Below are 26,583 nucleotides of genomic sequence, written 5' to 3' on the forward strand. Positions count from 1 at the left end.
TCCTCGGTTGTCGGTTCTTGATCCACCGGAATGACACCACACGCGGTGAAGGCGACCGTCCGGATGTGGCCACCGGGCCCGCGCAGTCGGCCGGCGGGCCGCGCCGGGCGCGGACGTGCCGTCCACGGCGCCCGCTCGTAGCCTGGGACGACGGGAACGGGAGGTTGCCGTATGAACAGGCGCTGGACCGCGCGTCTGGCCCTGGTGGCGGGCGCGGCGGCGGTGGCGGTGCTACTGGTCTTCGCCGGGCCCGCCAGTATCGTCCTGGTGGCCGTGGGGCTGGCCGGGACGGTGCTCACGGCGGCCGGCGTGTGGTGGCTGCTGAGCCGTACCGGCTGGGTCAGGTCGCTGGCCGTGGCGCTGGTGGTCGCGGCGCCGCTCGCCGTCCTCGCCCTGTACGCAGCCGCCGGGCTGCTGTGGGTCGTGCTGGTCTCGCTCGGCCTGTGGGCGCTGGCCGTCTCCGCGGGGCGCGCGGCACTCGCCGGCGACGACGTGCCCGCCATGCCGGAGCGCACGGCCGGCCGTGCCCGGCACCCCTTCCTGATCATGAACCCGCGCTCGGGCGGTGGCAAGGTCGGTGAGTTCCGCCTCGCCGAGCGCGCCAGGGCCCTCGGCGCGGAGGTCGCGGTACTGGACCCGGCCGCGCCGCAGGACGTCGCCGAGCTGGCGCGGCAGGCCGTGCGGCGCGGAGCCGATCTGCTCGGCGTCGCCGGGGGCGACGGCACCCAGGCCCTGGTCGCCGGGGTGGCCGCCGAACACGACGTTCCGTTCGTGGTGATCAGCGCCGGCACCCGCAACCACTTCGCCATGGACCTGGGCCTGGACCGGCAGGACCCCGCGGCCTGCCTGGAGGCGCTGACCGACGGCGTCGAACTCCGTGTCGACCTCGGCCGGATCAGCGGCGGACGGGTGCCCGCGGACGGCGGCACGGAGCGCGTCTTCGTCAACAACGCCTCGTTCGGCGTGTACGCGGCCGTCGTGCAGAGCCCCGCCTACCGCGAGGACAAGGCCCGTACCACCCTGGAGATGCTGCCGGACCTGCTGACCCGGCACAGCGGCCCACGGCTCGTCGTCCGCGCCGGTGAGCGGAGCCTGACCGGTCCCCAGGCCGTCCTGGTGAGCAACAACCCCTACCGCAGTGACGACGCGGCGGGACTGGGCCACCGGGACCGGCTGGACTCCGGCCGGCTGGGCGTGCTGGCCGTCGAGGTGAACAGCACGGCGGAGGCGACCGAACTGCTCCTGCTCGGCGGACGCGGCCGTGGGCTGACCGCCTTCGTGGCCCAGGAGGTCGTGGTCGACGCCGACACCCCCGCCGTCCCGGCCGGTGTCGACGGCGAGGCCCTGATGCTGCCCACCCCGGTGCGCTGCCGCATCGAGCCGGGAGCCCTGCGCGTCCGCGTGCCGCGCCACCGCCCCGGCGCGCCCCGCGTGGCACCGGCCATGAACTGGCGCGAAGTCCGCCGCCTGGCCCTGACCATGGGCCGCGCCGCCGCCGGCCGCGACCCCCGCTGACCCGGCGTCACCCCGCGCGCCGCCGGGGCTTTCGGCTCCCGTCCTTGGCGATCTCTCCCCGGATCGGGCACCCTCGCTCGGTCCCGGCCCGCCCGCACGGAAGCGCCCCTCGGATGCGGCCCGCCGGTCGCGGACAGAGGGTGTCCGCAAGGCCGGTTAGCGTGCCTCCATGACGAAGAGCAGCACGGCCACGGCTCCGCTCCTGGACACCCGCGCCCTCAACCGCGCCACCCTGGACCGGCAGCTCCTGCTGCGCCGTTCCCCGCTGTCCGCCGAGGACGCCGTAGGGCACCTCCTCGGCCTGCAGGCACAGAACACCGAGCCGCCGTACTACGCCCTCGCCGCCCGGCTCGAGGGGTTCACGCCGGAGCGGCTGTCCCGGCTGATGGCGGACCGCGCGGCCGTCCGCATCGTCACCCTGCGCTCCACCATCCACACCCACACCGCCGACGACTGCCTGACCCTGAGGCCACTGGTCCAGGCCGCCCGGGAGCGGGAGCTGACGAACTTCCGCGCCGGGCTGGCCGGCGTCGACCTCGGCCGGCTGGCCGCCGTCGCCCGTGACCTGGTGGAGGCGGAGCCGCGGACCATGGCCCAGCTCCGCGAGGCGCTGAGCGCCGAGTGGCCGGACGCCGACCCGGGGTCCCTCGCGGTCGCCGCCCGCTGCACCCTGCCCCTGGTCCAGGTGACCCCGCGTGGACTGTGGGGCCGGGCCGGCCGGGTCGCCCTCACCACCGCCGAGCACTGGCTGGGCCGCCCCGCCGAACCGGCCCCGGCGCCGGAGACCGTCATCCCGCGTTACCTCGCCGCCTTCGGCCCCGCCTCCGTCAAGGACATGCAGACCTGGTCCGGACTCACCCGGCTGCGGGCCGCCTTCGAGCGGCTGCGCCCGCGGCTGGTCACCTTCCGCGACGCCACCGGAGTCGAACTGTTCGACCTGCCCGACGCGCCCCGCCCCGACCCGGAAACCCCGGCCCCGCCCCGCTTCCTGCCCGAGTACGACAACCTCCTGCTCTCCCACGCCGACCGCGGGCGCGTCGTACCCCCCGAGTACCGGGGCCGTGCCCGGCGCGGCAACCAGGCCTACCGCACCCTCCTGGTCGACGGCTTCCTGGCCGGCGTGTGGAAACACGACGGCACCACGCTCGTCGTCGAGCCGTTCGGAGAGCTGACGAAGGGCCGGCGGGAGGAGGTCGCCGAGGAGGGCGCCCACATGCTGGCCGCACTGCACCCCGGAAAGCCCTACGACATCCGGTTCGGCACCGTCGTACCGCGCTGAGCCCCTCGCGCGCCCGTGCAGGTGGCTCTGAGCCCTCGCGAGTCCGTACAAGTGGCCGAAGGGGGCGGGGACATGGAGAGGGGGGCGTTGCGGGCCGCTCGTGGTGGCTCGCAACGCCCCCCGGCATCTACCCGAGAGGTGCTCGGGTGGTCCTCGGGGCTATGAGTTGACCTGCGCGGTCACGAGGTCCGAGAAGGTGGTCAGCCGGGTGTACACACCCGGGTAACCGGCCTCCGCGCAACCCTCGCCCCAGGAAGTGATCCCTGCCAGGACGCCCCCGATCAACAGGGGACCGCCGCTGTCGCCCTGGCAGGTGTCTACGCCACCGGATGTGTATCCGGCGCAAACCATGTCGGACTGGACGTAGTCCGAACCGTAGGAGCTCCTGCAGCCCGCGTCCGACACGACCGGAACGGTCGCGGTCCGCAGCTGGTTGGAGGAGCTTCCGCTCTCCGAGGTGGTGCCCCAGCCGAGGATGCGGGCCGTGGTGCCGGCCGCGTACACGCTGGTCTGGGAGGAGGAGACGTACGACGCCTTCGTGTAGGGCATCGACGTCGACAGGGTCAGCACGGCCACGTCGTCGCCGTTGGTGGCGTCGGTGTAGCCCGGGTCGATCCAGATCTTGCTGACCTTGCTGACCGTGCCGTTGGTGCCGTTCAGATAGGTCCGGCCGCCGACCACACGGACGCTGCCGGTCGTCTCACCCACCATGCAGTGCGCCGCCGTCACCACCTTCTTGGCGGCCACCAGCGTGCCGCCGCAGAACTGGCTGCCGGACGCGTCCGTGATCTGCATGACGAACGGGTACGCCGTCGTGGTGGTGGTCGTACCCCCGACGATGGGCTGAGGAGCGTCGGCCGCGGCGGGGGAGGCGATGAGCGCGGTGGCCGCGGCGGCGGCCGTCGCCAGGAGCGTGGCGGTGGTCTTTCTGGCACGTCTGAGGCCGAACATGCGTCTCCTCGGGTTTGCCGGTGGGGGGTTCGCACGGGCGTGGGGGGTGGTGCACCTGGGTGGGGGAACCCCCTGCTCGGGCGAGACCGAGCGGCTGGGGGAGGGACCGACCCCGTGTGCCCGGGCGAGCGGCACGCCCTTTACGCTAGGACCCGGGTCCCTCGGCTCCCAATGAGGGAACCCCCTAGGGGGTTGGGTGAGGGAAAACCCTCGGTCCGGCTCAGTTAACTAGCGCCTCGCTCACCGCGCTCGGCGAGCCGCCGCCAATCGGACGATGTCGACGCGCGAGCGGATCCCCAGCTTCCGGTACACCCGGGTCAGCGTGGCCTCGACCGTCTTCACACTGACGAACAGCCGGGACGCGATCTCCCGGTTGGTGGCCCCTTCCATGACGAGCGCGGCGACCTGACGCTCCATCGAGGCCAGACCGTCCAGTGCGTCCAGCGGGTCCCGGGCGGGCGGCGCGGGCTCCGGCTGAGGGGCGCGCAGCGCCTCGTCCACCTGGCGCAGCCACGGCAGCGCCCGGCAGCGCCGGAACAGCCGCACGGCCTCGTCGTACGCCGCCCTCCGTCCGGCCGGGTTCTCCGCCTGCCGCGCGCGCAGCCGGGCCAGCGCGAACGCCGCCCGGGCCTCGTCCAGGCCGTTGCCCAGCTTGCCGAGCCGGTCCTGAGCGGACGTCAGCTGGGCGATGGCGGTCTCGTGGTCGCCGCGGGCGGCCCGGGCCAGCGCCTCCGCCCGGTCCAGAACGGCGACGACACTCTCCCGGCCCAGCCGGACGGCGTGTTCCCGGGCCCAGTCGATGATCTGCTGCGCCTGGCCGTGCTCTCCGACGAGTACCAGCGCCTCCGCCAGGTCGCCGTGCCAGCGGCCGCGCGCCGGGTCGGTGATGCCGAGCCCCAGCTCCAGTTCCCGCACCCGGCCCAGCGACTCCACGGCGGCCCGCGGCTCCCCGGCGACGAACTGGGCGTAGCCGAGGGCGGCCAGGGCGCGGGAGAGGTACATCTGGTCGCCGTCCTCCTCGGCGTGCCCGACCGCCTCGCGGGCCAGCTCCAGCGCCCGCGCGGTGTCACCGCCGGACGCCTCGGCGAGCGAGGCCAGCATCGCGGACGCGCTCTCGCCGATGCCGGCGTCCCGGGCCAGCCGCAGACTCTCCCGGGACAGGTCGAGGGCCCGTCCGCAGTGGCCGGCGCGCAGCTCGGTCTCGGCGCACATGCGCAGGTAGTGCACCTCGCTCTCGACCATGCCGCGCCTGCGCACCTCGCGCAGCAGCGCGGTGATGGTGGCCCGGGCCTCGGTGAGCTGGTCGCTCATCAGCAGCCAGCGGTAGCGGGCGTAGCCGACGCCGTTGTGGTGGCAGGCGACGTACGGGTCCTGTGGCTCCTCCAGAGCCCGCGCGGTGGTGGCGGCGGCGTCCGGATGGCCCATCAGGGTCTCGGTGGACGCCTGGAAGGCGCGCGCCATCAGCTCGGTGCGCCGGTCGCCGGCCCGCGCGGCCAGCTCGGCGGCGTGCGCGGCTTCCTGGCGGGCCTCGGTGAAGTCGCCCTGGACGACCAGGGCGCGCCAGGCGAGCTGGTAGCGGACCAGGGCGAGCAGCCTGGGGTCGTCACCGGCGTCGGCCAGCGCCTGCGGGAAGACGGCGTCCACGTCGCCGAGCGCCTGCCCGGCCGACTCGATGACCACCATCCACGCCCGCACCCGCTCGGCGGGGAGCGAGGCCCGGGACAGCACCTCGCGCGCGATGTCCCGGGCCAGGTCGGCCTCGCCGGCCGTGATGGCGTCCTCGGCGGCCCGCAGCCGCCGCTCGTCCGGGCCGGGCTCGCCGGCCGCGGGGGTGTGCCGGGCGGCGAGCAGCCCGAGCGAGGCGGCCACCGAGGGCGCCCCGCGGTCCCGTGCCAGCGCGGCGGCCTCGGCGAGCCGGTCGGCCACGTCCGGGTCGGTGCCGGTGGTGGCCAGGGCCAGGTGCCGGGCCCGTTCGATCGGGTCGGAGGCCGCGGTCGACAGCGCCGCGTGCACGGCGCGCCGCTCCTGCGCGGGCGCCTCCGCGTACAGCGCGGCGGAGATCAGCGGGTGCGCGAACCGTACGGCCGGGTCGTCGGACTCGGTGGCCAGCAGCCCGAGTTCGGCGGCCTGGGCGCACTCGGCCTCGGCGTGCTCGCGGCCGGCCGCGTGCAGCAGGGCCAGGGTGGGGCGGGCTCCGGCACTGGCCAGCAGCAGGGTGCGGCGGGCCTCCACCGACAGCAGGTCGAGACGGCTGAGCACCAGGGCGCGCAGCGAGGTGGGCACCGGCAGCGGCTCGCCGGGCCGGGGCGGGGCCGGGTTCTCGGCCAGCACGCGGCCCAGCTCCAGGGCGAACAGCGGGTTTCCGCCGCTGGTGCGGTGCACCTCCCGGACGGTGGAGCGGGGCAGGCCGTCGTAGCCGCGGTGGTTCAGCAGAGTGGTCAGCTCGGTGCGGGAGAGCGGGCCCAGCCGTACCGAGAGGGTGCCCGGCGGGCAGGCGCGCAGATGGCGGTCGTAGGCCTCGTCCTCGGTGCGCACCGCGCACAGCATCTGCACCGGGGTGTCGCCCAGCCGGCGGGCGGCGAAGCCGAGCAGTTCGGCACTGGCCGGATCCAGCCACTGCAGATCGTCGGCGACGATCAGTACGGGACCCCGGTCGGCGAGCGCCCGGAGCGCGGAGAGCACCGCGAGGCGCAGGGCGAGGCCGTCGCGCTGGAGACTGGACTCGCCGCGGCCGGTGAGCGCCGACTCCAGGGCCGTGAGCTGGGCGGCGGGCAGCCGGGGGGCGACTTCCTCCAGGGCCAGGCCGAGGAGGTCGGCGAGGGCCAGGAACGGAAGGTGGGATTCTGACTCGGTGGCCGAGCAGCGCAGGACCCGGCGCGCGGTGGCGCCGTATTCCTCGGCCAATGCCCGCAGGACCGTCGATTTACCTATTCCGGCGGGGCCGTGGAGCAGCACGCTGCCACCGGAGTCGAGTTGGTCCCGGGCGCTCCCGAACAGCTCTTCGCGGCCGATGACCAGGTCGGGGCGGCATCGAACCGACTCCTGGAAGTCCCGTCGCACGGTCACCGCTCCCCTCCTGTGTCGTGTCCGGGCCAAATTCTAGGCAACGATCCTTGAAATTCGGACGGAAGCCGTGGTGAGGGAAATAACAAACGGTCAAGCGCAGGAAAAAATTCGCGGCATGGTCACAACAATGGGCAGGTTTCCTTACGAGCGTCACCGACCGGCCGGTCCCTACGGCAGGAGTCCCGCCCGGCGTGCCGCGGTCACCGCCTCTCCCCGGGTGTGCGCACCCAGTTTCCGCATCGCCGAGCGCAGATAGCCCTTCACCGTCTCCGGGCGCAGGCCCAGCCGCTCGGCCACGGCCGCGTTGGTCGCGCCCGCCGCCACCCAGGACAGCACGTCCAGCTCCCGCGGCGCCAGGCTCGCGCCGCCCCTCGGGCGCGGCGCGGCCAGCAGCCCGCACGCCGCCAGCAGTTCGGCGCGCAGTTCCGGGTCGGCGATCCGCGGCGCCAGCGCGCGCAGCGCCGCGTGCGCCTCGCGCACCTGCTCCTGGCCGGTTTCCGCCCCCCGGTACGCCCCGGCGGGCTCGGTCCGGGCCGCCGCCAGCAGCCCCCGCGCCTCCTCCCGCACCACCAGCGACTGCTCCACGTCCCGCGCCGCCGCCACCGCCGCGCCCAGCGTGCGGTCGCCGAGCGGCTGGGCCGAGCGCAGCGCGCCGTACAGCACCCCGCGCACCCGGCGCCGCACCACGACCGGCACCGCGAGCACCGAGTGGATGCCCTCGGCGGCGACCGGCACGTCGTACTCGTGGCTGATCTGCCGGGAGCCGGCGTAGTCCGTCACCGCGCACGGACGGGCCAGCGCCACCGCCCTGCCGCCCAGCCCGTTTCCGGAGGTCACCGCGAGGGACCTGAGGGCGGCGGTGTGGGTGCCGCTCAGTTCGCTGATCCGGATCTGCGGCCGGCCGGCCTCGACCAGCCCGCCGAACGCGACCGGGAGCCCCGTGGTGTGCCGCAGCCGGGCCAGCGCACCGCGGATCTCCGTCGTCGCCACGGCCTCTGCTGTCACCTCATCGCTCCTTCGGCGCGGCTCACCGTGGACCACACCCCCGTTCGGGGGTAGTGAGACCTGCATCACGGATTAGACGATGCCAGAGAGCCGCCCGGCAATGGTCCGGATTCTAGGAGGACACCGATGACGACGGCGACAGAGGTCTTCAGGAACGCGCGCGACTTCCTGCTGGAGCACCGCGAGGACTACACCCGCGCCTACGAGGGCTTCGTCTGGCCGCGGCCGGAGCACTTCAACTGGGCGCTGGACTGGTTCGACGTGATCGCCGAGGGCAACGACCGGACGGCGCTGCACATCATCGAGGAGGACGGCACCGAGACCAGGCTGTCCTTCGCCGAGATGGCCGAGCGCTCCAACCGCGTCGCCGCCCATCTCCGCGCGCGGGGCGTCGCCCCCGAGGACCGCATCCTCGTCATGCTGGGCAACCAGGCCGAGCTGTGGGAGACCGCGCTGGCGGCGATGAAGCTGCGCGCGGTGGTCATCCCGGCCACCCCGCTGCTCGGCCCCGCCGACCTGCGCGACCGGGTGGAGCGCGGCCGGGTGAAGCACGTGCTGGTGCGGGCCGAGGACACCGCCAAGTTCGACGACGTGCCCGGCACCTACACCCGGATCGCGGTCGGCGGACTGCCGGTGGAGGGCTGGGAGCCGTACGAGGACGCGTACGCCGCCTCCGCCGACTTCGTCCCCGACGGCCCCACCCTGGCCGACGACCCGCTGATGCTGTACTTCACCTCCGGGACGACCGCCCGCCCCAAGCTGGTCGAGCACACCCACACCTCGTATCCCGTGGGGCACCTGGCCACCATGTACTGGATCGGCCTCAAGCCCGGCGACGTGCACCTCAACATCTCCTCGCCCGGCTGGGCCAAGCACGCCTGGTCGAACCTGTTCGCCCCGTGGAACGCGGAGGCGACGGTCTTCATCCACAACTACACGCGCTTCGACCCCGCCCGTCTCATGGCCGAGATGGACCGGCACGACGTCACCACCTTCTGCGCGCCGCCGACCGTGTGGCGGATGCTCATCCAGGCCGACCTGTCCCAGCTCGCCACCCCGCCGCGCGAGGTGGTCGCCGCGGGCGAGCCGCTCAACCCGGAGGTCATCGAGCAGGTACGGCGGGCCTGGGGCATCACGATCAGGGACGGCTTCGGGCAGACCGAGACGGCCGTGCAGGTCTCCAACAGCCCCGGGCAGACGCTGAAGACCGGCTCCATGGGCCGCCCCAGCCCCGGCTACCGCGTGGAACTGCTCGACCCGGTCTCCGGCGCCCCCGGCGCCGACGAGGGCGAGATCGCCCTCGACCTGTCCGAGCGTCCCGTTGGCCTGATGACCGGCTACCACGGCGACCCCGACCGCACGGCGGAGGCGATGGCGGGCGGCTACTACCGCACCGGCGACGTCGCGTCCCGTGACGCGGAGGGGTACCTGACCTACATCGGCCGCAGCGACGACGTCTTCAAGGCATCGGACTACAAGATCAGCCCGTTCGAGCTGGAGAGCGCGCTGCTGGAGCACGAGGCCGTCGCCGAGGCGGCCGTCGTGCCCGCCCCCGACGAACTGCGGCTCGCCGTGCCCAAGGCGTACGTCGTCCTCGCCGAGGGCTGGCAGCCCGGCCCCGACACGGCCAAGGTGCTCTTCGAGCACTCCCGCCAGGTGCTGGCCCCCTACAAGCGCCTGCGCAGGCTGGAGTTCGGCACACTGCCCAAGACCGTCTCCGGCAAGATCCGCCGCATCGAGCTGCGCGAGGCCACGGCCGCCGGCTCCGACCACGAGTACCGCGAGGAGGACTTCCGGTGACCTCTGAACTGTCGTACACCCACGGAACCGGCCCCACCACCCTGCTCGGCGACACCATCGGCGCCAACCTCGACCGCGCCGTGGCCGCCTGGCCCGAACGCGAGGCCCTGGTCGACGTACCCTCCGGGCGGCGCTGGACCTACGCCGAATTCGCCGCCGACGTCGACCGGTTGGCGTGCGCGCTGCTCGTGAGCGGAATCGCCAAGGGCGACCGGGTCGGCATCTGGGCGGTCAACTGCGCCGAGTGGGTGCTCGTGCAGTACGCCACCGCGCGCGTCGGGGCCGTCATGGTCAACATCAACCCGGCCTACCGCACGCACGAGGTCGAGTACGTCCTCAACCAGGCGGGGATCTCCCTGCTGTTCGCCACCGTCCGGCACCGGTCGAGCGACTACCGGGCGATGGTGGAGGAGGTCCGCGTCCGCTGCCCACGGCTGAAGGAGACCGTCTACATCGGCGATCCGGGCTGGGAGGCTTTCACCGAGCGCGGGTCCGCCGTCCGGCGGGAGGAACTGCGGGCGCGCGAGGACGGGTTGTCCTGCGACGACCCGATCAACATCCAGTACACCTCGGGCACCACGGGCTTCCCGAAGGGCGCCACGCTCTCCCACCACAACATCCTGAACAACGGCTATTTCGTGGGCGAACTGGTCGCCTACACCGAGCAGGACAGGGTCTGCATCCCGGTCCCCTTCTACCACTGCTTCGGCATGGTCATGGGGAACCTGGCCGTCACCTCCCACGGCGCCTGCATGGTCGTCCCGGCGCCGTCCTTCGACCCGGAGGCGACCCTGGAGGCCGTCCATCGGGAGCGCTGCACCTCGCTGTACGGCGTCCCGACCATGTTCATCGCGGAGCTGAACCTGCCCGGCTTCGCGGAGTACGACCTCTCCTCCCTGCGCACCGGCATCATGGCGGGCTCGCCCTGCCCGGTGGAGGTGATGAAGCGGGTGGTCGCCGAGATGCACATGGCGGAGGTCTCCATCTGCTACGGCATGACCGAGACCTCCCCGGTCTCCCTGCAGACCCGCATCGAGGACGACCTGGAGCACCGCACCGGAACCGTCGGCCGGGTCCTGCCGCACCTGGAGGTCAAGATCGTCGACCCGGCCTCCGGGGTCACCCAACCGCGCGGCACGGCGGGGGAGTTGTGCACCCGCGGCTACAGCGTGATGCTCGGCTACTGGGACGAGCCCGAGAAGACCGCCGAGGCCGTCGACGCGGGCCGCTGGATGCACACCGGCGATCTGGCGGTGATGCGTGAGGACGGGTACGTCGAGATCGTCGGCCGCATCAAGGACATGATCATCCGCGGTGGCGAGAACATCTACCCGCGCGAGATCGAGGAGTTCCTCTACGCCCACCCCGGGATCCGGGACGTCCAGGTCGTCGGCGTACCGCACGAGAAGTACGGGGAGGAGGTCCTGGCCTGCGTCATCCCCCTGGATCCCGCCGACCCGCTCACCCTGGAGGACCTGCGCGCCTTCTGCCGCGACCGGCTCGCCCACTACAAGATCCCCAGCAGGCTGCAGATCCTGGAGAGCTTCCCGATGACGGTCTCGGGCAAGGTGCGCAAGGTGGAGCTGCGGCAGGCGTACGGGGCCTGACAGCGAGAAGTCCGGCGGTCAGAGCGCGCCCTGTTCGGCGAGGAGCCGGCCGGGGCCGTTCACCGGCGTGGCCGTCCCCGCGTGATCGAGGGCGAACAGGGGGACGGCCAGGGCGTCGGCCTGGATCCGGGCCGCCCCGGTGTAGCCCGCGGTGGAGAAGTAGACGCAGTCGGCGGACTCCGTCATGGCCGTCAGCCAGAGGCACTCCACGTCCCGCGACGAGGCCGGGCGCGCCGCCGGGTCGACCCGCACGACAAGACCCGGCGCGGCCAGGCCGATGCCGGACGGCGGGCGCTGGTCGGCGCGCCGGATGTCCCGGTGGCCGAGCCGGCGCAGACACAGCACGGCGGCGGTGACGGCGTCCAGCGCGGAGGCGACGGCGGCGGACCGCGCCGGAGGGCGGTGGCCGGGGCCCGGTGACGGGGCTCCGGCCACCGGTATGCGCAGCACCGTGCCGCACGGGCAGCCCAGTTCCGGGTGCGGCCACTGGTTGCGGCGGCCGCAGGCCGTGCAGCGCACGGTGACCCAGTCCTCGTCCCAGGCGCGGTGGCCGAGCACGGCCGGTCCGGCCGCCGGGTCCAGCCTCGGGGCGCTGGGGGCGCCGCAGGCGCAGGGATACGGGGGCGCGGTGTAGACGTGCTCGCGCCGGCAGGCCGGACAGTGCAGCGGAACGCTCTCGGGCATGGCCCATCCATCTTCAGGCGTCACGTCGGGGCAGCGTCCCCATCGTCCTCCATCCCGGGCCGCCTGTCCGGCCGTTGGCACCTCCGCCCGGCCCGGTTCCCGGCTCTCTTGACGACGCCCGGCACCCCACCTACATTACTTCCAGATAGTAGAAGTTAACTTCCGCAATACGGAAACATGGCGGAAGTGATCCGAATGACTCCGGAGACGGTGCTCACCGCGGGGCGCGACGGGAGTATGCGATCCGACAGCCGAAGCAGGAGTGCTCCATGGCCCGAATGACCGCTGCCCGCGCGGCAGTTGAGATCCTCAAGCTCGAAGGCGTCAGCGACGCCTTCGGTGTGCCCGGCGCGGCGATCAACCCGTTCTACAAGGCGCTGAAGGAGGGCGGCGGCATCCACCACACGCTCGCCCGCCACGTCGAGGGCGCCTCGCACATGGCCGAGGGCTACACCCGCGCCCGCCCCGGCAACATCGGTGTCTGCGTCGGCACCTCCGGGCCCGCCGGCACCGACATGATCACCGGCCTGTACTCGGCCATCGGCGACTCCGTCCCGATCCTGTGCGTCACGGGCCAGGCGCCCACCGCGGTGCTGCACAAGGAGGACTTCCAGGCCGTCGACATCGCCTCCGTGGCCCGGCCGGTGACGAAGATGGCGGTCACCGTCATGGAGGCCGCGCAGGTCCCCGGCGTCTTCCAGCAGGCCTTCCACCTGATGCGCTCCGGCCGCCCCGGCCCGGTCCTGATCGACCTGCCGATCGACGTGCAGCAGACGGAGATCGAGTTCGACCCGGAGACGTACGCGCCGCTGCCGGTGCACAGGCCCGTCGCCACCCGCGCCCAGATCGACAAGGCGCTGTCCTTCCTGCTCGCCGCCGAACGACCGGTCATCGTCGCAGGCGGCGGCGTCATCGGCGCCGACGCCTGCGACCTGCTGACCGAGTTCGCCGAGCTGACCCGGACCCCGGTGATCCCGACCCTGATGGGCTGGGGCGCGCTGCCCGACGACCACGAGCTGAACGCCGGCATGGTCGGGGTGCAGACCTCGCACCGCTACGGCAACGCCACCTTCCTGGAGTCGGACTTCGTCCTCGGCATCGGCAACCGCTGGGCCAACCGCCACACCGGCTACAAGCTGGACACCTACCGCCGGGGCCGCAAGTTCGTCCACGTCGACATCGAGCCCACCCAGATCGGCCGGATCTTCCCGCCGGACTACGGGGTCGTCTCCGACGCCAGGGCCGCGCTGGAGCTGTTCGTCGAGGCCGCCCGGGAGCTGAAGGCCGCGGGCCGGCTGCCCGACCGCACCGGCTGGGTCGCCTCCACCCGGGAACGCAAGGCCACCCTGCTGCGCCGTACGCACTTCGACGACGTGCCGATGAAGCCGCAGCGCGTGTACGAGGAGATGAACCGGGCGTTCGGCCCGGAGACCCGGTACGTCACCACCATCGGCCTCTCCCAGATCGCCGGCGCACAGATGCTGCACGTCTACAAGCCGCGCCACTGGATCAACTGCGGTCAGGCCGGCCCGCTCGGCTGGACCATCCCGGCCGCGATCGGCGTCGCCAAGGCCGACCCGGACTCACCGGTCGTCGCCCTCTCCGGGGACTACGACTTCCAGTTCCTGATCGAGGAGCTGGCGGTCGCCGCCCAGCACCGCATCCCCTACGTGCACGTCCTGGTGAACAACGCCTACCTGGGCCTGATCCGGCAGGCGCAGCTCGGGCTGGACATCGACTTCCAGGTCAACCTGGAGTTCGAGAACATCAACACGCCCGAGATCGGCGTCTACGGCGTCGACCACGTCAAGGTCGCCGAGGGCCTGGGCTGCAAGGCCATCCGGGTCACCGAGCCGGACCAGCTTGGGCCCGCCTTCGAGCAGGCCAGGAAGCTGGCCGCCGAGTACCGGGTGCCGGTCGTCGTCGAGGCGATCCTGGAGCGGGTCACCAACATCTCGATGAGCCGGACCATGGACATCAGCGACGTCACCGAGTTCGAGGACCTCGCCACCGAGCCCGGTCACGCGCCGACGGCGATCGGTCCGCGGAGGGTCTGAGCCACGAGCGCGTGAGGGGCGGGCCGTCCGTGAGGGGCGGGCCGCCCCTTCGGCGCGCGATACGGGCAGCCGCGCTCAGCCGAACCCGCCGCCCCCGCAGCCACCACCGAAGTCGTGGCCGCCGTGGAAGCCGCCGTGGTGGTGGCCGCCGTGGGCCCCGCCACCGGAACCGCCGTCCGAGTCCCGGGCGTTGTCGTCCCCGTGGAAGGTGATGCCGCGGATACCGCTGCCCCGGCCCCACGGGAACAGACCCTCGTCCGCGAGGGCGCCGCGGCCGGTGAGCCCGGAGTCGCGGGCGAAGCGCGGCAGCAGCGCGGTCAGCGCGCGCTCGCCGTGCAGCGCGACGGCGAGCAGTACCTCCTCCTCCGCCAGGCGCTCCGGGCCGGCCGGCGCCTCCGGCAGCGGATGGCGCTCGCGCAGCTCGGCCAGGAGCCGGCGGGGGGCGCGGGTACGGCCCGGCGGCAACGCCCGCAGCAGTCCGGCCGCCACGAGTTCGGCCCGCATCCTGGCGAGCGCGCGCCGGACCACCGCCCGGCCGGGCAACTCCCGTGGCCCGGCGGGCCGGTAGAGGCCGGTACGGACCGCCTTCTCCAGGGGATGGCGGAAGGCTCCGGCGTCTCTCGCGCCGGTCCTGCGCAGTGTTCCCGGCCGGCCCGCGTCGACCGTGCCGCGCAGATGCAGGGCGAGTACGGCGACGGTCACGGCGGCCCGGTCGCCGCCCCGCAGCAGGGCGATCGCGCACGGGTCCGGCGGTGTCGTGCGGTCCAGAGGAAGCGGCGTCGTACGGTCCATGAGGCACCCCCGTACGGGGCCCGCCGCCCCCGTGCCGGCGGGCCCCGCATGCCGATAATGTGCCCGGCCGCGACGGCCGCCGAAGCCTGTACGGCCGCTTTCAGAGCTTGATTTGAGGTATGCGTAGGCCGGGTACGGCCCCCGCCGTACCCGGCGTCGCTACAGCTCGTGCTCCGTCAGGCCGGGCCAGTCCTCCGGCCCGCCGCCCTGCCATTCGATGAGGTCGCTCTCCTCGACCTCGATCCGGTCCAGGTCGGCCAGCCGCAGGATCTCCACCACGTCGTCCAGGTGGGAGGCGAGCCCCAGGGTCACGTCACCCTCGGTGACCCGCCGGGAGCCGTCCAGAGCCGGGGCGTGGACCACGATGTGCGGATACTGCGTCGGATTTCCCATGGGTTCAGCGTCCTGCGGACGCGTCGGACACGCACGCCGAACACGCCCGCCGGGCCGGGAGCCGGAACGCGGGGACGGCGTGAAGAGCGCCCCCGAAGCGGGGAGCGCTCTTCACGCCGCGTGGTGGCCGTCCGACGGCGCGAGGCTGGGCGCGACAGGACGTTCGCGCCGCCGGACGGCTGACCGTGAGACCTCTGAGTGAGGTCGTGACTGGAGGACCGCGGCGGCCGCGACGGAGCCGGGAGCCCTTCCCTCTGGTCGAGAAGGGGACCCGCGTCCTTCACCACCGCACTGGCTCGCACCCCGCCGCGGTCCTCGCTCTGCCCGCCGTACCGAGAGGTCACCCCTCATCCGGACCGCTCGGTCGCGGGTCGTGTGCGTCCGGGTCCCCGGCCTCCCCGCCGGGTCCCGGACGCGGTCCTCGGGAGTTCAGTCCTCGCGCAGGGCGCGGACCGCCTCCTCCACGCGCCGGCCGTAGTCGGGGTCGGCGGCGTGGAAGTGGGCCACGTTCTTCTCGATCACGTCGTCGCGGGAGACCTGCGAGAGCCCGCCGGCGATGTTCGCGACCAGCCGCTGCCGCTCCTCCTCGGACAGCAGCCGGTACAGCTCGCCCGCCTGGAAGAAGTCGTCGTCCTTGGTGTGCGGCGGGGCCTCGTGGGTGCCGGTGTGACCGGACACGGCGAGCGGGGCCGACAGCGGGCGGCCGGTCTCGACGGGGCCGTCGTAGGAGTTCGGCTCGTAGTTCTTCGCGTGCCGGCCCTGGGCGTTGACCGCCATGAGGCCGTCGCGGCCGTGATTCCGCGCGGTCGTCGCCTTCGGCGCGTTGACCGCGAGCAGGGTGTGGTTGACGCCCAGGCGGTAGCGCTGGGCGTCGGCGTAGGCGAACAGCCGGCCCTGGAGCATCTTGTCGGGCGACGGGCCGATGCCCGGCACGAAGTTGTTCGGGGAGAACGCGGCCTGCTCCACCTCGGCGAACACGTTGTCCGGGTTGCGGTCCAGCACCAGGCGGCCCACCCGCCGCAGCGGGTGGTCGGCGTGCGGCCACACCTTCGTCAGGTCGAACGGGTTGAAGCGGTAGTCCGCCGCCTCGGCCGCCGGCATGATCTGGACGTAGAGGGTCCAGGACGGATGCACGCCCCGCTCGATGGCCTGCAGCAGGTCCGTCTGGTGGGAGCTGGGGTCCTTGCCCGCGATCTCGGCGGCCTGCTCGCCGCTCAGCGAGCGGACGCCCTGGTTCGTCTTGAAGTGGTACTTGACGAAGAAGGCCTCGCCCTCCGCGTTCGTCCACTGGTAGGTGTGCGAGCCGTAGCCGTTCATGTGCCGGTACGACGCCGGGATGCCGCGGTCGCCCATCAGCCAGGTCACCTGGTGCGTGGCCTCGGGGGAGTGGGCCCAGAAGTCCCAGACGTTGTCGGGCTCCTGGCGGCCGGTGAACGGGTCGCGCTTCTGCGAGTGGATGAAGTCCGGGAACTTGATCGGGTCCTTGATGAAGAACACCGGGGTGTTGTTGCCGACGAGGTCGTAGTTGCCCTCGGCGGTGTAGAACTTCACGGCGAAGCCACGCGGGTCGCGGACGGCGTCGGCGCCGCCGAGGGAGTCGGCGACCGTGGAGAAGCGGGCGAACACCTCCGTGCGCCGGCCGATCTCGCTCAGGAAGTCGGCGTGGGTGAAACCGGTGACGTCGTCCGTCACCTCGAAGTGGCCGTACGCGCCGGAGCCACGGGCGTGCACCACCCGCTCCGGGATCCGCTCGCGGTTGAAGCGCGCGAGCTTCTCCAGGAGGTGCTGGTCCTGGAGCAGCAGGGGGCCGCCGACGCCGGCGGAGGCGGAGTTCTGGTTGTCGGCGACGGGGGCGCCGGACTCCGTAGTGAGTGTTCGTGTCGTGAGCACGCGCTTCGACATCGTGGACCTTCCGTGCGGGAGTCAGCGGAAACCTGTTTCCGCTTCGTGGAGCCTAGAAGTGGGAGAACGAGGCGTCAACAGTTTGTTGAAGTAGGTTCCGGACCGCGGCACCGCCTGGGCGCGACAGGACAGGTGTCGGCGGCGCCGCGGCCCGGAAGTCGAGGGGATCGGGTCAGACCTGGGCGCCGGAGAGACGCTCCACGGCCCGCAGCAGGGCCGAGTGGTCCAGGCCGCCGTCGCCCTGGGCACGCAGTGAGGCGACCAGCTGGGCGACCACGGTGCCGACCGGCAGGGCGGCACCGACGTTGCGGGCGGCGTCGGTGACGATGCCCATGTCCTTGTGATGCAGGTCGATCCGGAAGCCCGGCCTGAAGTCGCGGTCGAGGAAGTTGTCCTTCTTGCGGGTCAGCACGGTGGAGCCCGCGAGACCGCCGTTGAGGACGTCCAGCGCGGCCCTGAGGTCCACGCCGGACTTCTCCAGGAACACCACCGCCTCGGCGCAGGCCTGGATGTTCACCGCCACGATCAGCTGGTTGGCGGCCTTCACGGTCTGGCCCGAGCCGTGCGGGCCGCACAGCACGATGGTCCTGCCCAGCGCCTCGAAGAGGGGCCTGGCCTGATCGAAGTCGGCCCGCTCGCCGCCGACCATGATCGACAGCACCGCCTCGACGGCGCCGGCCTCACCGCCGGAGACGGGGGCGTCGAGGACACGGATGCCCTTGTCCGCGGCGGCCTTCGCGAGGTCGACGGAGGTCTGCGGGGTGATCGAGGACATGTCGATGAGCAGCGCGCCGGGCCTGGCGTTCTCCAGGATGCCGTCGGGGCCGTAGGCGATGGCCTCGACCTGCGGTGAGGCCGGCACCATCGTGATCACCACGTCGGCGTCCCGGACCGCTTCCGCGATCGAACCGGCCGCGGAACCGCCGGCGGCGGCAAGGCGGTCCAGCTTCTCCCGCTCCAGGGTGAAGCCGGTGACGTCGTATCCCGCCTTGACCAGGTTCTCGGACATGGGGGAGCCCATGATGCCGAGGCCGATCCAGGCGATCTTGGGAAGGTTGCTCATGAAGGGATGCCTTTCAGTACGGGGGGTCAGCGGGGCAGCCAGTCGAAGGCCTCGGCGCTCGGGCGGTCGCCCGGCTTGTACTCGAGGCCGACCCGGCCGTCGTAGCCCGCCTTCCTCAGCCGGTCGAGGAGGTCTTCGAGGGGCAGCGAACCGGTGCCGGGCGCACCGCGCCCCGGGCTGTCGGCGATCTGCACGTGGCCGGTCTTCGCGGCGTACCGCTCGATCACCGCCGGCAGGTCCTCGCCGTTCATGGCCAGGTGGTACAGGTCCATCAGGAACCTGGCGTTGCCGAGCCCGGTCGCCTCGTTCACCCGGTCTACCACCTCCACGGCGGACGGCGCCGAGACCAGCGGGTACAGCGGCGACTCGGGCTTGTTCAGCGCCTCGACCAGCAGCACCGCGCCGATCCGGTCGGCCGCCCGGGCCGCGAGGGCGAGGTTCTCCAGGGCGAGCGCGTCCTGCTCGGCCGGGTCCACGCCCTCGACCCGGTTGCCGTACAGGGCGTTGAGCGCCGTGCAGCCCAGGGACTCGGCGAGATCGGCGGCCACGTCGATGTTGGCGCGGAACCGCTCCGCCTCCGACCCGGGCACCGACAGGGCCCCGCGGTCCGGGCCCGGCAGTCGCCCGGCGTAGAAGTTCAGTCCCGTGAGCCGGACGCCCGCGTCCTCGATCGCCCGCCTGAGGGCGTCGGGCCCGGACGGTTCCGGGGTGGGGGAGTCGGTCCAGGGCCACCACAGCTCGACCGCCGTGAAGCCCGCCGCGGCGGCGGCCGCGGGGCGCTCCAGGAGCGGGAGTTCCGTGAAGAGGATCGACAGGTTGACGGTGAAGCGCTGGTCTGCGAATCCCACGGGGCGGCGCTCCCTTCCTGTAATTCCATAATGTGGAAGTTTGTTTCTGCTTAACGGAAGACTGCCTGCGGGTCTCGTGGCTTGTCAAGGGGGGGTCGAGTGCCGGTCCCCGGCCGGACCTGCCCAGGAGCCGTTGCCGCGGGTTAGGTTGAGCGCGTGCGATTGAGAGTGGAGTTCACGACCGAGCCCTTCGACCTCGAGGAGGCGCCCGCGCACGCCCTCGCGGCCCGCGAGGTCATCGAGGCGGCCGAGCTGGACGCGGTGGACGTCGGCCCGTTCGGCAACACGGCCGAGGGCGGTGCGGACAGCGTGCTGACGGCTGTGGACGCGCTGCTGCGCAAGTCCCTCCAGGCCGGGGCCACCCGGATCTCGCTGCAGGTCAACGTGGTCGGGGAGGACGGGAAGTGACCGGTGCCGGGGAGGAGACCTTCATCGCGGCCGTGAAGCCGCTGGTCGACGCCATGGGCGGGGATCTGCTCCCGCCCGACGAGGCCGGCCCCGACGACGTCGTGCTCTCCTGGGAGGGAGCCGACGTGGTCGCCGTGCGCCTGCCTCAGCTCGCCGACTCCCTGGACCACATCCTCGCCGCCATGGAGCGCCGGAAGGGCATGCCCCTGGCCGACCTGGACCGCAAGGCCAAGCAGGAGGTCGTGCGGGTGCTGGAGGCGCGGGGCGCCTTCTCCGTCCGGCACGGTGTGGAGACCGTGGCGGGCGCGCTCGGCGTGAGCCGCTTCACCGTCTACAACTACCTCAACCGCGAGAAGGAGGGCTGAGGACGGCCCGGGATGTAACCCGGAATTTTCAACAAAGTGTTGACGTCGCGTTTCGGAGGGCGTTAGCTACTGGGCAGCCCGTTCAGCTCGAAGGCCGTTTCCGGCCACGGAGGCTCCCGTGACTACGACTTCCACGCCCCCGGGCCTGGCCCGGTTCAACGTCCTGGAGGAGCACGCGGCCCTCGCAGCCCTCCACGAGGCGTGCGCCTCCACCGAGTGGGCCCGGCGGCTGCTGGCCGGCCGGCCGTACGCCACCGTGGCGGACCTCCACGCGGCCAGTGACGCCGCGACGGCCGCGCTGAGCGCCGCGGACCTCGCGGAGGCGATGGCCGGGCACCCGCCCATCGGCCGCCCCGCGCCGGGCGATCCGACCTCCGCGCGGGAGCAGCGCGGCATGGCCGGCGCCGCCGCGGAGCTCAAGGCCGAGATGCTCGAACTCAACCTGGCCTACCAGGAGAGGTTCGGCCATGTCTTCCTCATCTGCGCCACCGGCCGCAGCGCGGAGCAGATGCGGGACGCGGCCAGGGAGCGGATCGGCAACTCGCCCGAACGGGAGAGGGAGATCATCCGCACCGAGCTGGGGAAGATCAACCGCATCCGACTGGCCCGACTCGTCGAAGAGGACGCCTGACACCATGAGCACCAGCACCACCGCCTCCGTGTCCACGCACATCCTGGACACCTCCGCCGGCCGCCCCGCCGAGGGCGTCGCCGTCCGGCTCGCCGCCCGCCGGGGCCGGGACGCGGACTGGCAGGCGCTCGGCGGCTCCGCGACCGACGCCGACGGCCGGTGCAAGGACCTGCCGGCGCTGCCGGAGGGCACCACCCACGTACGGCTCGACTTCGCCGTGGAGCCGTACTTCGAGAAGAAGCAAGCCGATGCGCAGCAGGACGCCCCCGCGAACCGGGACAGCGGGCCCGCGGTGTTCTTCCCGGAGGTGGCGATCACGTTCGCCGTCGTACCGGGCGAGCACTACCACGTACCGCTGCTGCTCAACCCGTTCGGCTACTCCGTTTACCGAGGGAGCTAGCTAATGCCCACCATCCTGGGACAGAACCAGTACGGCAAGGCCGAGAACCGGGTCGTAAAGATCACGCGGGACGGCGCCACCCACCACATCAAGGACCTGAACGTCTCCGTCGCACTGAGCGGCGACATGGAGGAGGTCCACTACTCCGGCTCCAACGCCAACGTCCTGCCGACCGACACCACCAAGAACACGGTGTACGCGTTCGCCAAGGAGCACGGCATCGAGTCGGCCGAGCAGTTCGGCATCCACCTCGCCCGTCACTTCGTCACCTCGCAGCCGGCCATCCACCGCGCCCGCATCCGTGTCGAGGAGTACGCCTGGGAGCGGATCGAGACCTCCGACGCCAACTCGAGGTTCATCGGCGCGGACGAGGTCAAGCACTCGTTCGTGCGCAAGGGCCAGGAGACCCGGCTGACCCAGATCACCTACGACGGCTCGTCGTGGGAGGTCGTCTCGGGCCTGAAGGACCTGACGGTGATGAACTCGACCAACTCCGAGTTCTGGGGCTACGTCAAGGACAAGTACACCACCCTGAAGGAGGCGCACGACCGCATCCTGGCCACCTCGGTGTCCGGCCGCTGGCGCTTCAACTGGACCGACGACGAGCAGCGGATGCCCAACTGGGAGAAGTCCTACGAGCAGGTGCGCAAGCACATGCTCCAGGCCTTCGCCGAGACGTACTCCCTCTCGCTGCAGCAGACGCTGTACCAGATGGGCGCGCGCATCATCAACAACCGCGGCGAGATAGACGAGGTCCGCTTCTCGCTGCCCAACAGCCACCATTTCCTCGTGGATCTCGAGCCCTTCGGGCTGAAGAACGACAACGAGGTCTACTTCGCCGCCGACCGGCCCTACGGCCTGATCGAGGCGACCGTCCTGCGGGACGGCTGTGAGCCGCGCATCCCGGTGGACCTCACCAACCTCTAGCGGTTCACTCTCTCGGCACCCGTGACCGGGGAACACATGTCCCCGGTCACGGCACTCAAATCCTCCAGGGTCCTGCCGTGCCCACCCATCTCAGTCCGCTGAGCGAAAAGGACGAACCATGGCAGCAGCCCAGCGCATCGTCATCGAGAACTGTTCGATCGCGACCGTCGACGCCGAAGACACCGAGTACGCCTCCGGGCACCTGGTCATCGCCGGCAACCGGATCGAGGCGGTCGGCGCGGGCAAGGCCCCAGAGGGCCTGGAGAACGTCGTACGCCGTATCGATGCCACCGGGCACCTCGTCACCCCCGGCCTGATCAACACCCACCACCACTTCTACCAGTGGATCACCCGGGGCCTGGCCACCGACCACAACCTCTTCAACTGGCTCGTGGCGCTGTACCCGACCTGGGCGCGCATCGACGAGCCAATGGTGTACGCGGCGGCCCGGGGGTCGCTGGCGATGATGGCCCGCGGCGGCGTCACCACGGCCATGGACCACCACTACGTGTACCCGCGCGGCTCCGGCGACCTGTCCGGCGCCATCATCCGCGCCGCCCGTGAGACGGGCGTCCGTTTCACCCTCGCCCGCGGCTCCATGGACCGCAGCGAGAAGGACGGCGGCCTGCCACCGGACTTCGCCGTCGAGACCCTCGAAGGTGCCCTCGCGGCCACCGAGGCGACCGTCAAGGAGCACCACGACTCCTCCTTCGACGCCATGACCCAGGTCGCCGTCGCCCCCTGCTCCCCCTTCTCCGTCTCCACCGAACTGCTCAGACAGGGAGCCGAGTTGGCGCGCACCCTCGGGGTGCGGCTGCACACCCACGGCTCGGAGACCGTGGAGGAGGAGAAGTTCTGCCACGAGCTGTTCGGCATGGGCCCGACCGACTATTTCGAGTCCACCGGCTGGCTGGGCGAGGACGTGTGGATGGCGCACTGCGTCCACATGAACGACTCCGACATCGCCGCCTTCGCCCGCACCAGGACCGGCGTCGCCCACTGTCCCTCCTCCAACGCCCGGCTGGCCGCGGGCATCGCCCGGGTCCCGGACATGCTCGCCGCCGGCGTCCCGGTCGGCCTCGGCGTGGACGGCACCGCCTCCAACGAGTCCGGCGAACTCCACACCGAGCTGCGCAACGCACTGCTGATCAACCGCCTCGGCGCCCGCAAGGAGGCCGCGCTGAACGCCCGGCAGGCGCTGCGGCTCGGCACCCACGGCGGTGCCACGGTGCTCGGACGGGCCGCCGAGACCGGCTCGCTGGAGCCGGGCAAGCTGGCCGACCTGGTGCTGTGGAAGCTGGACACCCTCGCCCACGCCTCCATCGCCGACCCGGTGACCGCCCTGGTCTTCGGCGCGGCGGCACCGGTCACCGCCTCCTTCGTGAACGGCCGGCAGATCGTCGAGAACGGCAGCCTGCTGACCGTCGACGAGGACGCCATCGCCCGCTCCACGCGGGACGAGGCCCGGCGCCTGGCGCGCATCGCCGCCCAGGGCTGAGCCGGCACCGGAACTCCGGCCGGGAGGGACGGCTCCCGGCCGGCAGCGGTGGACCCCAGCGGTCCACAGCGGCCGGATCCGGGGCGCGTGTGAAGGCGCGCGCCCCGGAACGGTCTCCGTTCGCGGCCCCCTGGGGCCTACCGGTCCCTCCCCCACTCTCGACTTCGCTCGAGCGGGAGGTGCCCCCATGCCCGCCGTGCACCACCTCCCTGAAACCGCGTCAGAGCCGACGTGTCCCACCGACCGGAGGAGCCGCCGTGTCCGCCCACCCCGTCGACGCCGACGAGCAGTCCGTCCACCCCGTGGACGAGAAACTCCCCGCCCTGAAGATGGCGACCAGCGGCCTGCAGCACGTGGCCGCCATGTACGCGGGGGTCGTCGCCCCGCCCCTGATCGTCGGCGCGGCCGTGGGCCTGTCCGGCACCGAGCTCACCTTCCTCACCGGAGCGTGCCTGTTCACCGCGGGCCTCGCGACCTTCCTGCAGACCCTCGGCATCTGGAAGATCGGCGCCCGGCTGCCCTTCGTCAACGGCGTCACCTTCGCCGGCGTCGCCCCCATGACGGCGATCGTCGCCTCCGCCCGGGACAAGTCCGACGCCCTGCCGATGATCTTCGGCGCGGTCATCGTCGCCGGACTCCTCGGCTTCCTCGCGGCCCCCGTCTTCTGCAAGGCGGTCCGGTACTTCCCGCCGGTCGTCACCGGTACGGTCATCACCCTGATCGGCGTCTCCCTGCTGCCGGTCGCCTTCAACTGGGCGCAGGGGCCGAACCCGGCGGCCCACGACTACGGTTCGGCCACCAACCTCACCCTGGCCGGCGTCACCCTGCTGCTCGTGCTGCTGCTGCGCCGCTTCACGCGCGGCTTCGTCAAGCAGATCGCCGTCCTGCTCGGCCTGATCGCGGGCTCCCTGATCGCGATACCGTTCGGCGTCACGGACTTCGCCCCGGTGACGAAGGCGGCCGTGGTGGGCTTCCCGACGCCGTTCCACTTCGGCGCCCCGCAGTTCCACATCGCCGCGATCCTGTCGATGTGCGTGGTGATGGTGGTGTCGATGACCGAGTCGACGGCGGACATGCTGGCCCTGGGCGAGATCGTCGAACGCCCCGCGGACGAGCGGACCATCGCGGCCGGCCTGCGCGCCGACACCCTCGGCTCGGCCCTCAGCCCGGTCTTCAACGGCTTCATGTGCAGCGCCTTCGCGCAGAACATCGGGCTGGTCGCCATGACGCGGATCCGCAGCCGCTTCGTGGTCGCCGTCGGCGGCGGCTTCCTGGTCCTGCTGGGCCTGTGCCCGATGGCCGCCTCGCTCATCGCCGTCGTACCCCGCCCGGTCCTCGGCGGCGCCGGTGTGGTGCTGTTCGGCTCGGTCGCCGCCAGCGGGATCCAGACCCTGGTCCGGGCCGGCCTGGAGCGGGACAACAACGTCCTGATCGTGGCCGTGTCCCTCGCCGTCGGCATCATCCCGATCACGGCGCCGGACTTCTACCACGCCTTCCCGGAGACCGCGAAGATCGTCCTCGACTCCGGCATCTCCACCGGCTGCGTCACCGCGGTCCTCCTCAACCTGGTCTTCAACCACCTCGGCCGGAGCAGTGACGCCTCAGACGTCACCCATCCGATGGAGCCGGGCGAGGAACTGGCTCCCGTCCACTGAGGCGGACGCGGGCAGCGGGAGGCGGGGCGGGGCACGTCCCCGCCCCGCCTCCCAGCGGGTGCGACGGGTTGCGTCGTGGGTGAGCATGGAGGCCGGCGCGAGGAGGGAGTCCGATGGCGCGGAGGAACACCGGTGTCACCGTCCGTGCGGTGGACACGGACGCCTGCCCGGTGCGGGAGGTTCTCGACCGGGTGGCCGGCAAGTGGAGCGTGCAGATCCTCGTCGCCGCCGCCGCGGGGCCCATTCGGTTCACGGAACTGGAACGCGGCATCGAGGGCATCAGCCGCCGCATGCTGTCCCTGACCCTGCGCCACCTGGAGCGCGACGGACTGGTCACGCGCACCGTGCATCCAACGGTCCCGCCCAAGGTCGAGTACGAACTGACACCCGTCGCCCGTGACTTGCACCCGACGCTACGACGGCTCGCCCACTGGGCCGAGCGCAACCGGGTGTACATCGCCGAGGCCCGGGCGGCCTACGACGCCGAGCACCCGCCGGAACTGCTCGACGCGTAGGACCTGTCGTCACAGGCCGAGGAGTCCGAGGTCCGTCGCCAGCTCCTTGAACACCTCCCGGGGATCGGCGAGCAGCTTGCGCTCCTTTAGGTCGAGCATGCCGCCCACCGCGGTGACCTCGGCCGCCACCGTGCCGTCGAGCCTGCGTATCTCCTGCCCGATCCGGAAGGTCTTGCCGCCGCCCCACTCGAACTCGCAGCTCACGTCGACCTCGTCCCCGGCGAGCAGCTCGCGCCGGAAGCGGATCGTCGTCTCCAGCGCCACCGGCCCCACACCCCGGGCGCGCAGCCGGACCTGGCTCACCCCGGCGGCCCGGAGCAGCGACCAGCGGGCGTGCTCCGCGTAGTTGAGGTACACCGCCTGGTTGAGATGGCCCTGCACATCGGTCTCGTAACCGCGGACGGTCACACGCACGGAAAACGGTTCGGCCACGGCCGGCACCCCTCTGTCGGTCGGATCTTCGATCCATTGATCCTTACACGCGTCTCAGGCCCGCCGCGGCGATGCCAGCAGATACCGCGCCCTGGTCCGGGGCTCCGTGTACGCGCCCGCCTGCCAGCCCGCCCGCTCCAGCGTCGCCGTGCACGCCCGCAGGGCCGGCTCGTCCGGTGCGTACACGGCGACGGCCTCCGGCTGCGGTGTCGCCCGCACCCGGTAGCCGTCGCCGTCCGGGTCCGCCGGGCGGTGCCCCGCGGCCTCCAGGGCGAGCGCGGCGGCCCGCACCAGGTGCGTCCGCTCCCAGCCGCAGGGGCGGTCGGTCGCGCCGTCCGGGTTGGTCATCCGGCGCAGCTCCAGCAGCCCCTGCCAGGCGCTGTGCACCTCCCGGAGCCGGGCGGACACCGGTGCCTCCTCCTCGCCGCCGACCCGCGCGGCGAACCCCTCGCCGGGGGACGCGGACGCCTCGGCGACCGCAGGTGCCTCCGGCTCCGGCTCCGGCTCGCGTATCCGGTGCCCGGCCGGCGTGAGGAAGTGGTCGTGCGGCGGCCGCGGGTGCCGGAAGGCGAGTCCCCGCTTCACCAGCGCGGCAAGCTGCGCCTGTGTCCCGCGCAGCCGTCCGGTCACCGGATCGGCGGCCTCGATCAGCCGCCGCTGCGCGACGGTCGGCGGTCGTGTCACGGCGGGCCCCCTTCCGATGTGCCGACGCCCGGGAGCCGCCCGGCCGGCGACTCGTTCCGAGCGTACGGCCGGGGTCTGACAACGGGCCCGGCCGCGGAGTCCCGGA

At 72.4% G+C, this 26,583-nt stretch carries 24 protein-coding genes; 13 read left to right on the top strand and 11 right to left on the bottom strand.

Annotation, left to right across the window (positions count from 1 at the left end; genetic code table 11):
- The first annotated feature begins 171 nt into the window (after positions 1–171).
- Both ACZ6B1_RS25550 and ACZ6B1_RS25555 read left to right on the top strand, forming a co-directional pair.
- Positions 172–1,515, top strand: coding sequence for a diacylglycerol/lipid kinase family protein (locus ACZ6B1_RS25550; RefSeq protein ID WP_468782029.1), 1,344 nt, complete (start codon positions 172–174; stop codon positions 1,513–1,515).
- Between the two features lie 169 nt (positions 1,516–1,684).
- Positions 1,685–2,794: a winged helix DNA-binding domain-containing protein gene (locus ACZ6B1_RS25555; protein WP_468782031.1), complete on the top strand. Its 1,110-nt coding sequence runs from the start codon at positions 1,685–1,687 to the stop codon at positions 2,792–2,794.
- 159 nt (positions 2,795–2,953) lie between these two features.
- On the opposite strand, the gene ACZ6B1_RS25560 is transcribed toward ACZ6B1_RS25555, so the two are convergent.
- The 3 genes from ACZ6B1_RS25560 to ACZ6B1_RS25570 all read right to left on the bottom strand — a co-directional run bounded on the left by ACZ6B1_RS25560 (position 2,954) and on the right by ACZ6B1_RS25570 (position 7,816).
- A complete protein-coding gene (locus ACZ6B1_RS25560; protein WP_468782033.1) occupies positions 2,954–3,745 on the bottom strand; it encodes a S1 family peptidase in 792 nt (263 codons plus the stop codon).
- Positions 3,746–3,985: 240 nt separating this feature from the next.
- Positions 3,986–6,811, bottom strand: coding sequence for a helix-turn-helix transcriptional regulator (locus ACZ6B1_RS25565; RefSeq protein WP_468782035.1), 2,826 nt, complete (start codon positions 6,809–6,811; stop codon positions 3,986–3,988).
- 168 nt (positions 6,812–6,979) lie between these two features.
- The gene (locus ACZ6B1_RS25570) at positions 6,980–7,816 is read right to left on the bottom strand and encodes a helix-turn-helix transcriptional regulator (protein ID WP_468782037.1); all 837 of its coding nucleotides are present in this window, start codon (positions 7,814–7,816) and stop codon (positions 6,980–6,982) included.
- Between the two features lie 126 nt (positions 7,817–7,942).
- On the opposite strand from ACZ6B1_RS25570, the gene ACZ6B1_RS25575 reads away from it, so the two are divergent.
- Both ACZ6B1_RS25575 and ACZ6B1_RS25580 read left to right on the top strand, forming a co-directional pair.
- Positions 7,943–9,616, top strand: coding sequence for an AMP-binding protein (locus ACZ6B1_RS25575; RefSeq protein WP_468782039.1), 1,674 nt, complete (start codon positions 7,943–7,945; stop codon positions 9,614–9,616).
- Positions 9,613–11,223 (top strand): AMP-binding protein, encoded by a 1,611-nt coding sequence (locus tag ACZ6B1_RS25580; RefSeq protein WP_468782041.1) that lies wholly within the window; start codon positions 9,613–9,615, stop codon positions 11,221–11,223. The genes ACZ6B1_RS25575 and ACZ6B1_RS25580 overlap by 4 nt, the downstream gene beginning before the upstream one ends.
- Positions 11,224–11,241: 18 nt before the next feature.
- On the opposite strand, the gene ACZ6B1_RS25585 is transcribed toward ACZ6B1_RS25580, so the two are convergent.
- A complete protein-coding gene (locus tag ACZ6B1_RS25585) occupies positions 11,242–11,907 on the bottom strand; it encodes a hypothetical protein (RefSeq protein ID WP_468782043.1) in 666 nt (221 codons plus the stop codon).
- 269 nt (positions 11,908–12,176) lie between these two features.
- On the opposite strand from ACZ6B1_RS25585, the gene gcl reads away from it, so the two are divergent.
- Positions 12,177–13,964 (top strand): glyoxylate carboligase, encoded by a 1,788-nt coding sequence (gene gcl, locus ACZ6B1_RS25590; protein ID WP_468782045.1) that lies wholly within the window; start codon positions 12,177–12,179, stop codon positions 13,962–13,964.
- A gap of 75 nt (positions 13,965–14,039) precedes the next feature.
- On the opposite strand, the gene ACZ6B1_RS25595 is transcribed toward gcl, so the two are convergent.
- The 5 genes from ACZ6B1_RS25595 to ACZ6B1_RS25615 form a co-directional block, all read right to left on the bottom strand.
- Positions 14,040–14,756, bottom strand: coding sequence for a TIGR04222 domain-containing membrane protein (locus tag ACZ6B1_RS25595; protein ID WP_468782047.1), 717 nt, complete (start codon positions 14,754–14,756; stop codon positions 14,040–14,042).
- 159 nt (positions 14,757–14,915) lie between these two features.
- The gene (locus tag ACZ6B1_RS25600; protein WP_468782049.1) at positions 14,916–15,149 is read right to left on the bottom strand and encodes a hypothetical protein; all 234 of its coding nucleotides are present in this window, start codon (positions 15,147–15,149) and stop codon (positions 14,916–14,918) included.
- 429 nt (positions 15,150–15,578) lie between these two features.
- Positions 15,579–17,051 carry a catalase gene (locus ACZ6B1_RS25605; protein WP_468782051.1) on the bottom strand — a complete coding sequence of 491 codons (1,473 nt, stop codon included), beginning with the start codon at positions 17,049–17,051 and terminating at the stop codon, positions 15,579–15,581.
- Positions 17,052–17,223: 172 nt separating this feature from the next.
- Entirely contained in the window at positions 17,224–18,114 is an 891-nt protein-coding gene (locus ACZ6B1_RS25610; protein WP_468782053.1) for a 2-hydroxy-3-oxopropionate reductase, read from the bottom strand.
- A gap of 26 nt (positions 18,115–18,140) precedes the next feature.
- Complete coding sequence (locus tag ACZ6B1_RS25615; protein WP_468782055.1) at positions 18,141–18,962, bottom strand: TIM barrel protein; 822 nt, start codon at positions 18,960–18,962, stop codon at positions 18,141–18,143.
- 156 nt (positions 18,963–19,118) lie between these two features.
- Here ACZ6B1_RS25615 and ACZ6B1_RS25620 point away from each other — a divergent pair, with 156 nt between their 5' ends.
- The 8 genes from ACZ6B1_RS25620 (at position 19,119) to ACZ6B1_RS25655 (ending at position 25,361) form a co-directional block, all read left to right on the top strand.
- On the top strand, positions 19,119–19,370 hold the full coding sequence (locus ACZ6B1_RS25620) for a YkoF family thiamine-binding protein (RefSeq protein WP_199212578.1): 252 nt from the start codon (positions 19,119–19,121) through the stop codon (positions 19,368–19,370).
- On the top strand, positions 19,367–19,735 hold the full coding sequence (locus ACZ6B1_RS25625) for a helix-turn-helix domain-containing protein (protein WP_468782057.1): 369 nt from the start codon (positions 19,367–19,369) through the stop codon (positions 19,733–19,735). The genes ACZ6B1_RS25620 and ACZ6B1_RS25625 overlap by 4 nt, the downstream gene beginning before the upstream one ends.
- A gap of 118 nt (positions 19,736–19,853) precedes the next feature.
- A complete protein-coding gene (gene uraD, locus ACZ6B1_RS25630) occupies positions 19,854–20,366 on the top strand; it encodes a 2-oxo-4-hydroxy-4-carboxy-5-ureidoimidazoline decarboxylase (protein ID WP_468782059.1) in 513 nt (170 codons plus the stop codon).
- 4 nt (positions 20,367–20,370) lie between these two features.
- Positions 20,371–20,766, top strand: coding sequence for a hydroxyisourate hydrolase (uraH, locus tag ACZ6B1_RS25635; RefSeq protein ID WP_360663002.1), 396 nt, complete (start codon positions 20,371–20,373; stop codon positions 20,764–20,766).
- A gap of 3 nt (positions 20,767–20,769) precedes the next feature.
- A complete protein-coding gene (gene pucL / locus ACZ6B1_RS25640) occupies positions 20,770–21,693 on the top strand; it encodes a factor-independent urate hydroxylase (RefSeq protein WP_468782061.1) in 924 nt (307 codons plus the stop codon).
- Between the two features lie 118 nt (positions 21,694–21,811).
- Positions 21,812–23,191: an 8-oxoguanine deaminase gene (locus ACZ6B1_RS25645; RefSeq protein WP_468782063.1), complete on the top strand. Its 1,380-nt coding sequence runs from the start codon at positions 21,812–21,814 to the stop codon at positions 23,189–23,191.
- A 329-nt stretch (positions 23,192–23,520) separates the two neighbouring features.
- Positions 23,521–24,846: a nucleobase:cation symporter-2 family protein gene (locus tag ACZ6B1_RS25650; protein ID WP_468782111.1), complete on the top strand. Its 1,326-nt coding sequence runs from the start codon at positions 23,521–23,523 to the stop codon at positions 24,844–24,846.
- 113 nt (positions 24,847–24,959) lie between these two features.
- Positions 24,960–25,361: a winged helix-turn-helix transcriptional regulator gene (locus tag ACZ6B1_RS25655; protein WP_468782065.1), complete on the top strand. Its 402-nt coding sequence runs from the start codon at positions 24,960–24,962 to the stop codon at positions 25,359–25,361.
- A 9-nt stretch (positions 25,362–25,370) separates the two neighbouring features.
- Here the strand turns inward: ACZ6B1_RS25655 and ACZ6B1_RS25660 are convergent, their stop codons facing one another.
- Together ACZ6B1_RS25660 and ACZ6B1_RS25665 are read right to left on the bottom strand one after the other, a co-directional pair.
- Positions 25,371–25,793 carry an acyl-CoA thioesterase gene (locus ACZ6B1_RS25660; RefSeq protein ID WP_468782067.1) on the bottom strand — a complete coding sequence of 141 codons (423 nt, stop codon included), beginning with the start codon at positions 25,791–25,793 and terminating at the stop codon, positions 25,371–25,373.
- Between the two features lie 54 nt (positions 25,794–25,847).
- Positions 25,848–26,477 (bottom strand): hypothetical protein, encoded by a 630-nt coding sequence (locus ACZ6B1_RS25665; RefSeq protein WP_468782069.1) that lies wholly within the window; start codon positions 26,475–26,477, stop codon positions 25,848–25,850.
- Positions 26,478–26,583: the final 106 nt, after the last annotated feature.

It is taken from the genome of Streptomyces sp. NPDC041129, from assembly GCF_055592265.1.

Excerpts from the sequence above, each read along its gene's own strand:
- ACZ6B1_RS25550 (WP_468782029.1), top strand. The coding sequence starts at position 172 with ATGAACAGGCGCTGGACCGCGCGTCTGGCCCTGGTGGCGGGCGCGGCG.
- ACZ6B1_RS25555 (WP_468782031.1), top strand. The coding sequence starts at position 1,685 with ATGACGAAGAGCAGCACGGCCACGGCTCCGCTCCTGGACACCCGCGCC.
- ACZ6B1_RS25560 (WP_468782033.1), bottom strand. The coding sequence starts at position 3,745 with ATGTTCGGCCTCAGACGTGCCAGAAAGACCACCGCCACGCTCCTGGCG.
- ACZ6B1_RS25575 (WP_468782039.1), top strand. The coding sequence starts at position 7,943 with ATGACGACGGCGACAGAGGTCTTCAGGAACGCGCGCGACTTCCTGCTG.
- ACZ6B1_RS25585 (WP_468782043.1), bottom strand. The coding sequence starts at position 11,907 with ATGCCCGAGAGCGTTCCGCTGCACTGTCCGGCCTGCCGGCGCGAGCAC.
- gcl (WP_468782045.1), top strand. The coding sequence starts at position 12,177 with ATGGCCCGAATGACCGCTGCCCGCGCGGCAGTTGAGATCCTCAAGCTC.
- ACZ6B1_RS25595 (WP_468782047.1), bottom strand. The coding sequence starts at position 14,756 with ATGGACCGTACGACGCCGCTTCCTCTGGACCGCACGACACCGCCGGAC.
- ACZ6B1_RS25600 (WP_468782049.1), bottom strand. The coding sequence starts at position 15,149 with ATGGGAAATCCGACGCAGTATCCGCACATCGTGGTCCACGCCCCGGCT.
- ACZ6B1_RS25605 (WP_468782051.1), bottom strand. The coding sequence starts at position 17,051 with ATGTCGAAGCGCGTGCTCACGACACGAACACTCACTACGGAGTCCGGC.
- ACZ6B1_RS25610 (WP_468782053.1), bottom strand. The coding sequence starts at position 18,114 with ATGAGCAACCTTCCCAAGATCGCCTGGATCGGCCTCGGCATCATGGGC.
- uraH (WP_360663002.1), top strand. The coding sequence starts at position 20,371 with ATGAGCACCAGCACCACCGCCTCCGTGTCCACGCACATCCTGGACACC.
- pucL (WP_468782061.1), top strand. The coding sequence starts at position 20,770 with ATGCCCACCATCCTGGGACAGAACCAGTACGGCAAGGCCGAGAACCGG.
- ACZ6B1_RS25645 (WP_468782063.1), top strand. The coding sequence starts at position 21,812 with ATGGCAGCAGCCCAGCGCATCGTCATCGAGAACTGTTCGATCGCGACC.
- ACZ6B1_RS25650 (WP_468782111.1), top strand. The coding sequence starts at position 23,521 with ATGGCGACCAGCGGCCTGCAGCACGTGGCCGCCATGTACGCGGGGGTC.
- ACZ6B1_RS25655 (WP_468782065.1), top strand. The coding sequence starts at position 24,960 with ATGGCGCGGAGGAACACCGGTGTCACCGTCCGTGCGGTGGACACGGAC.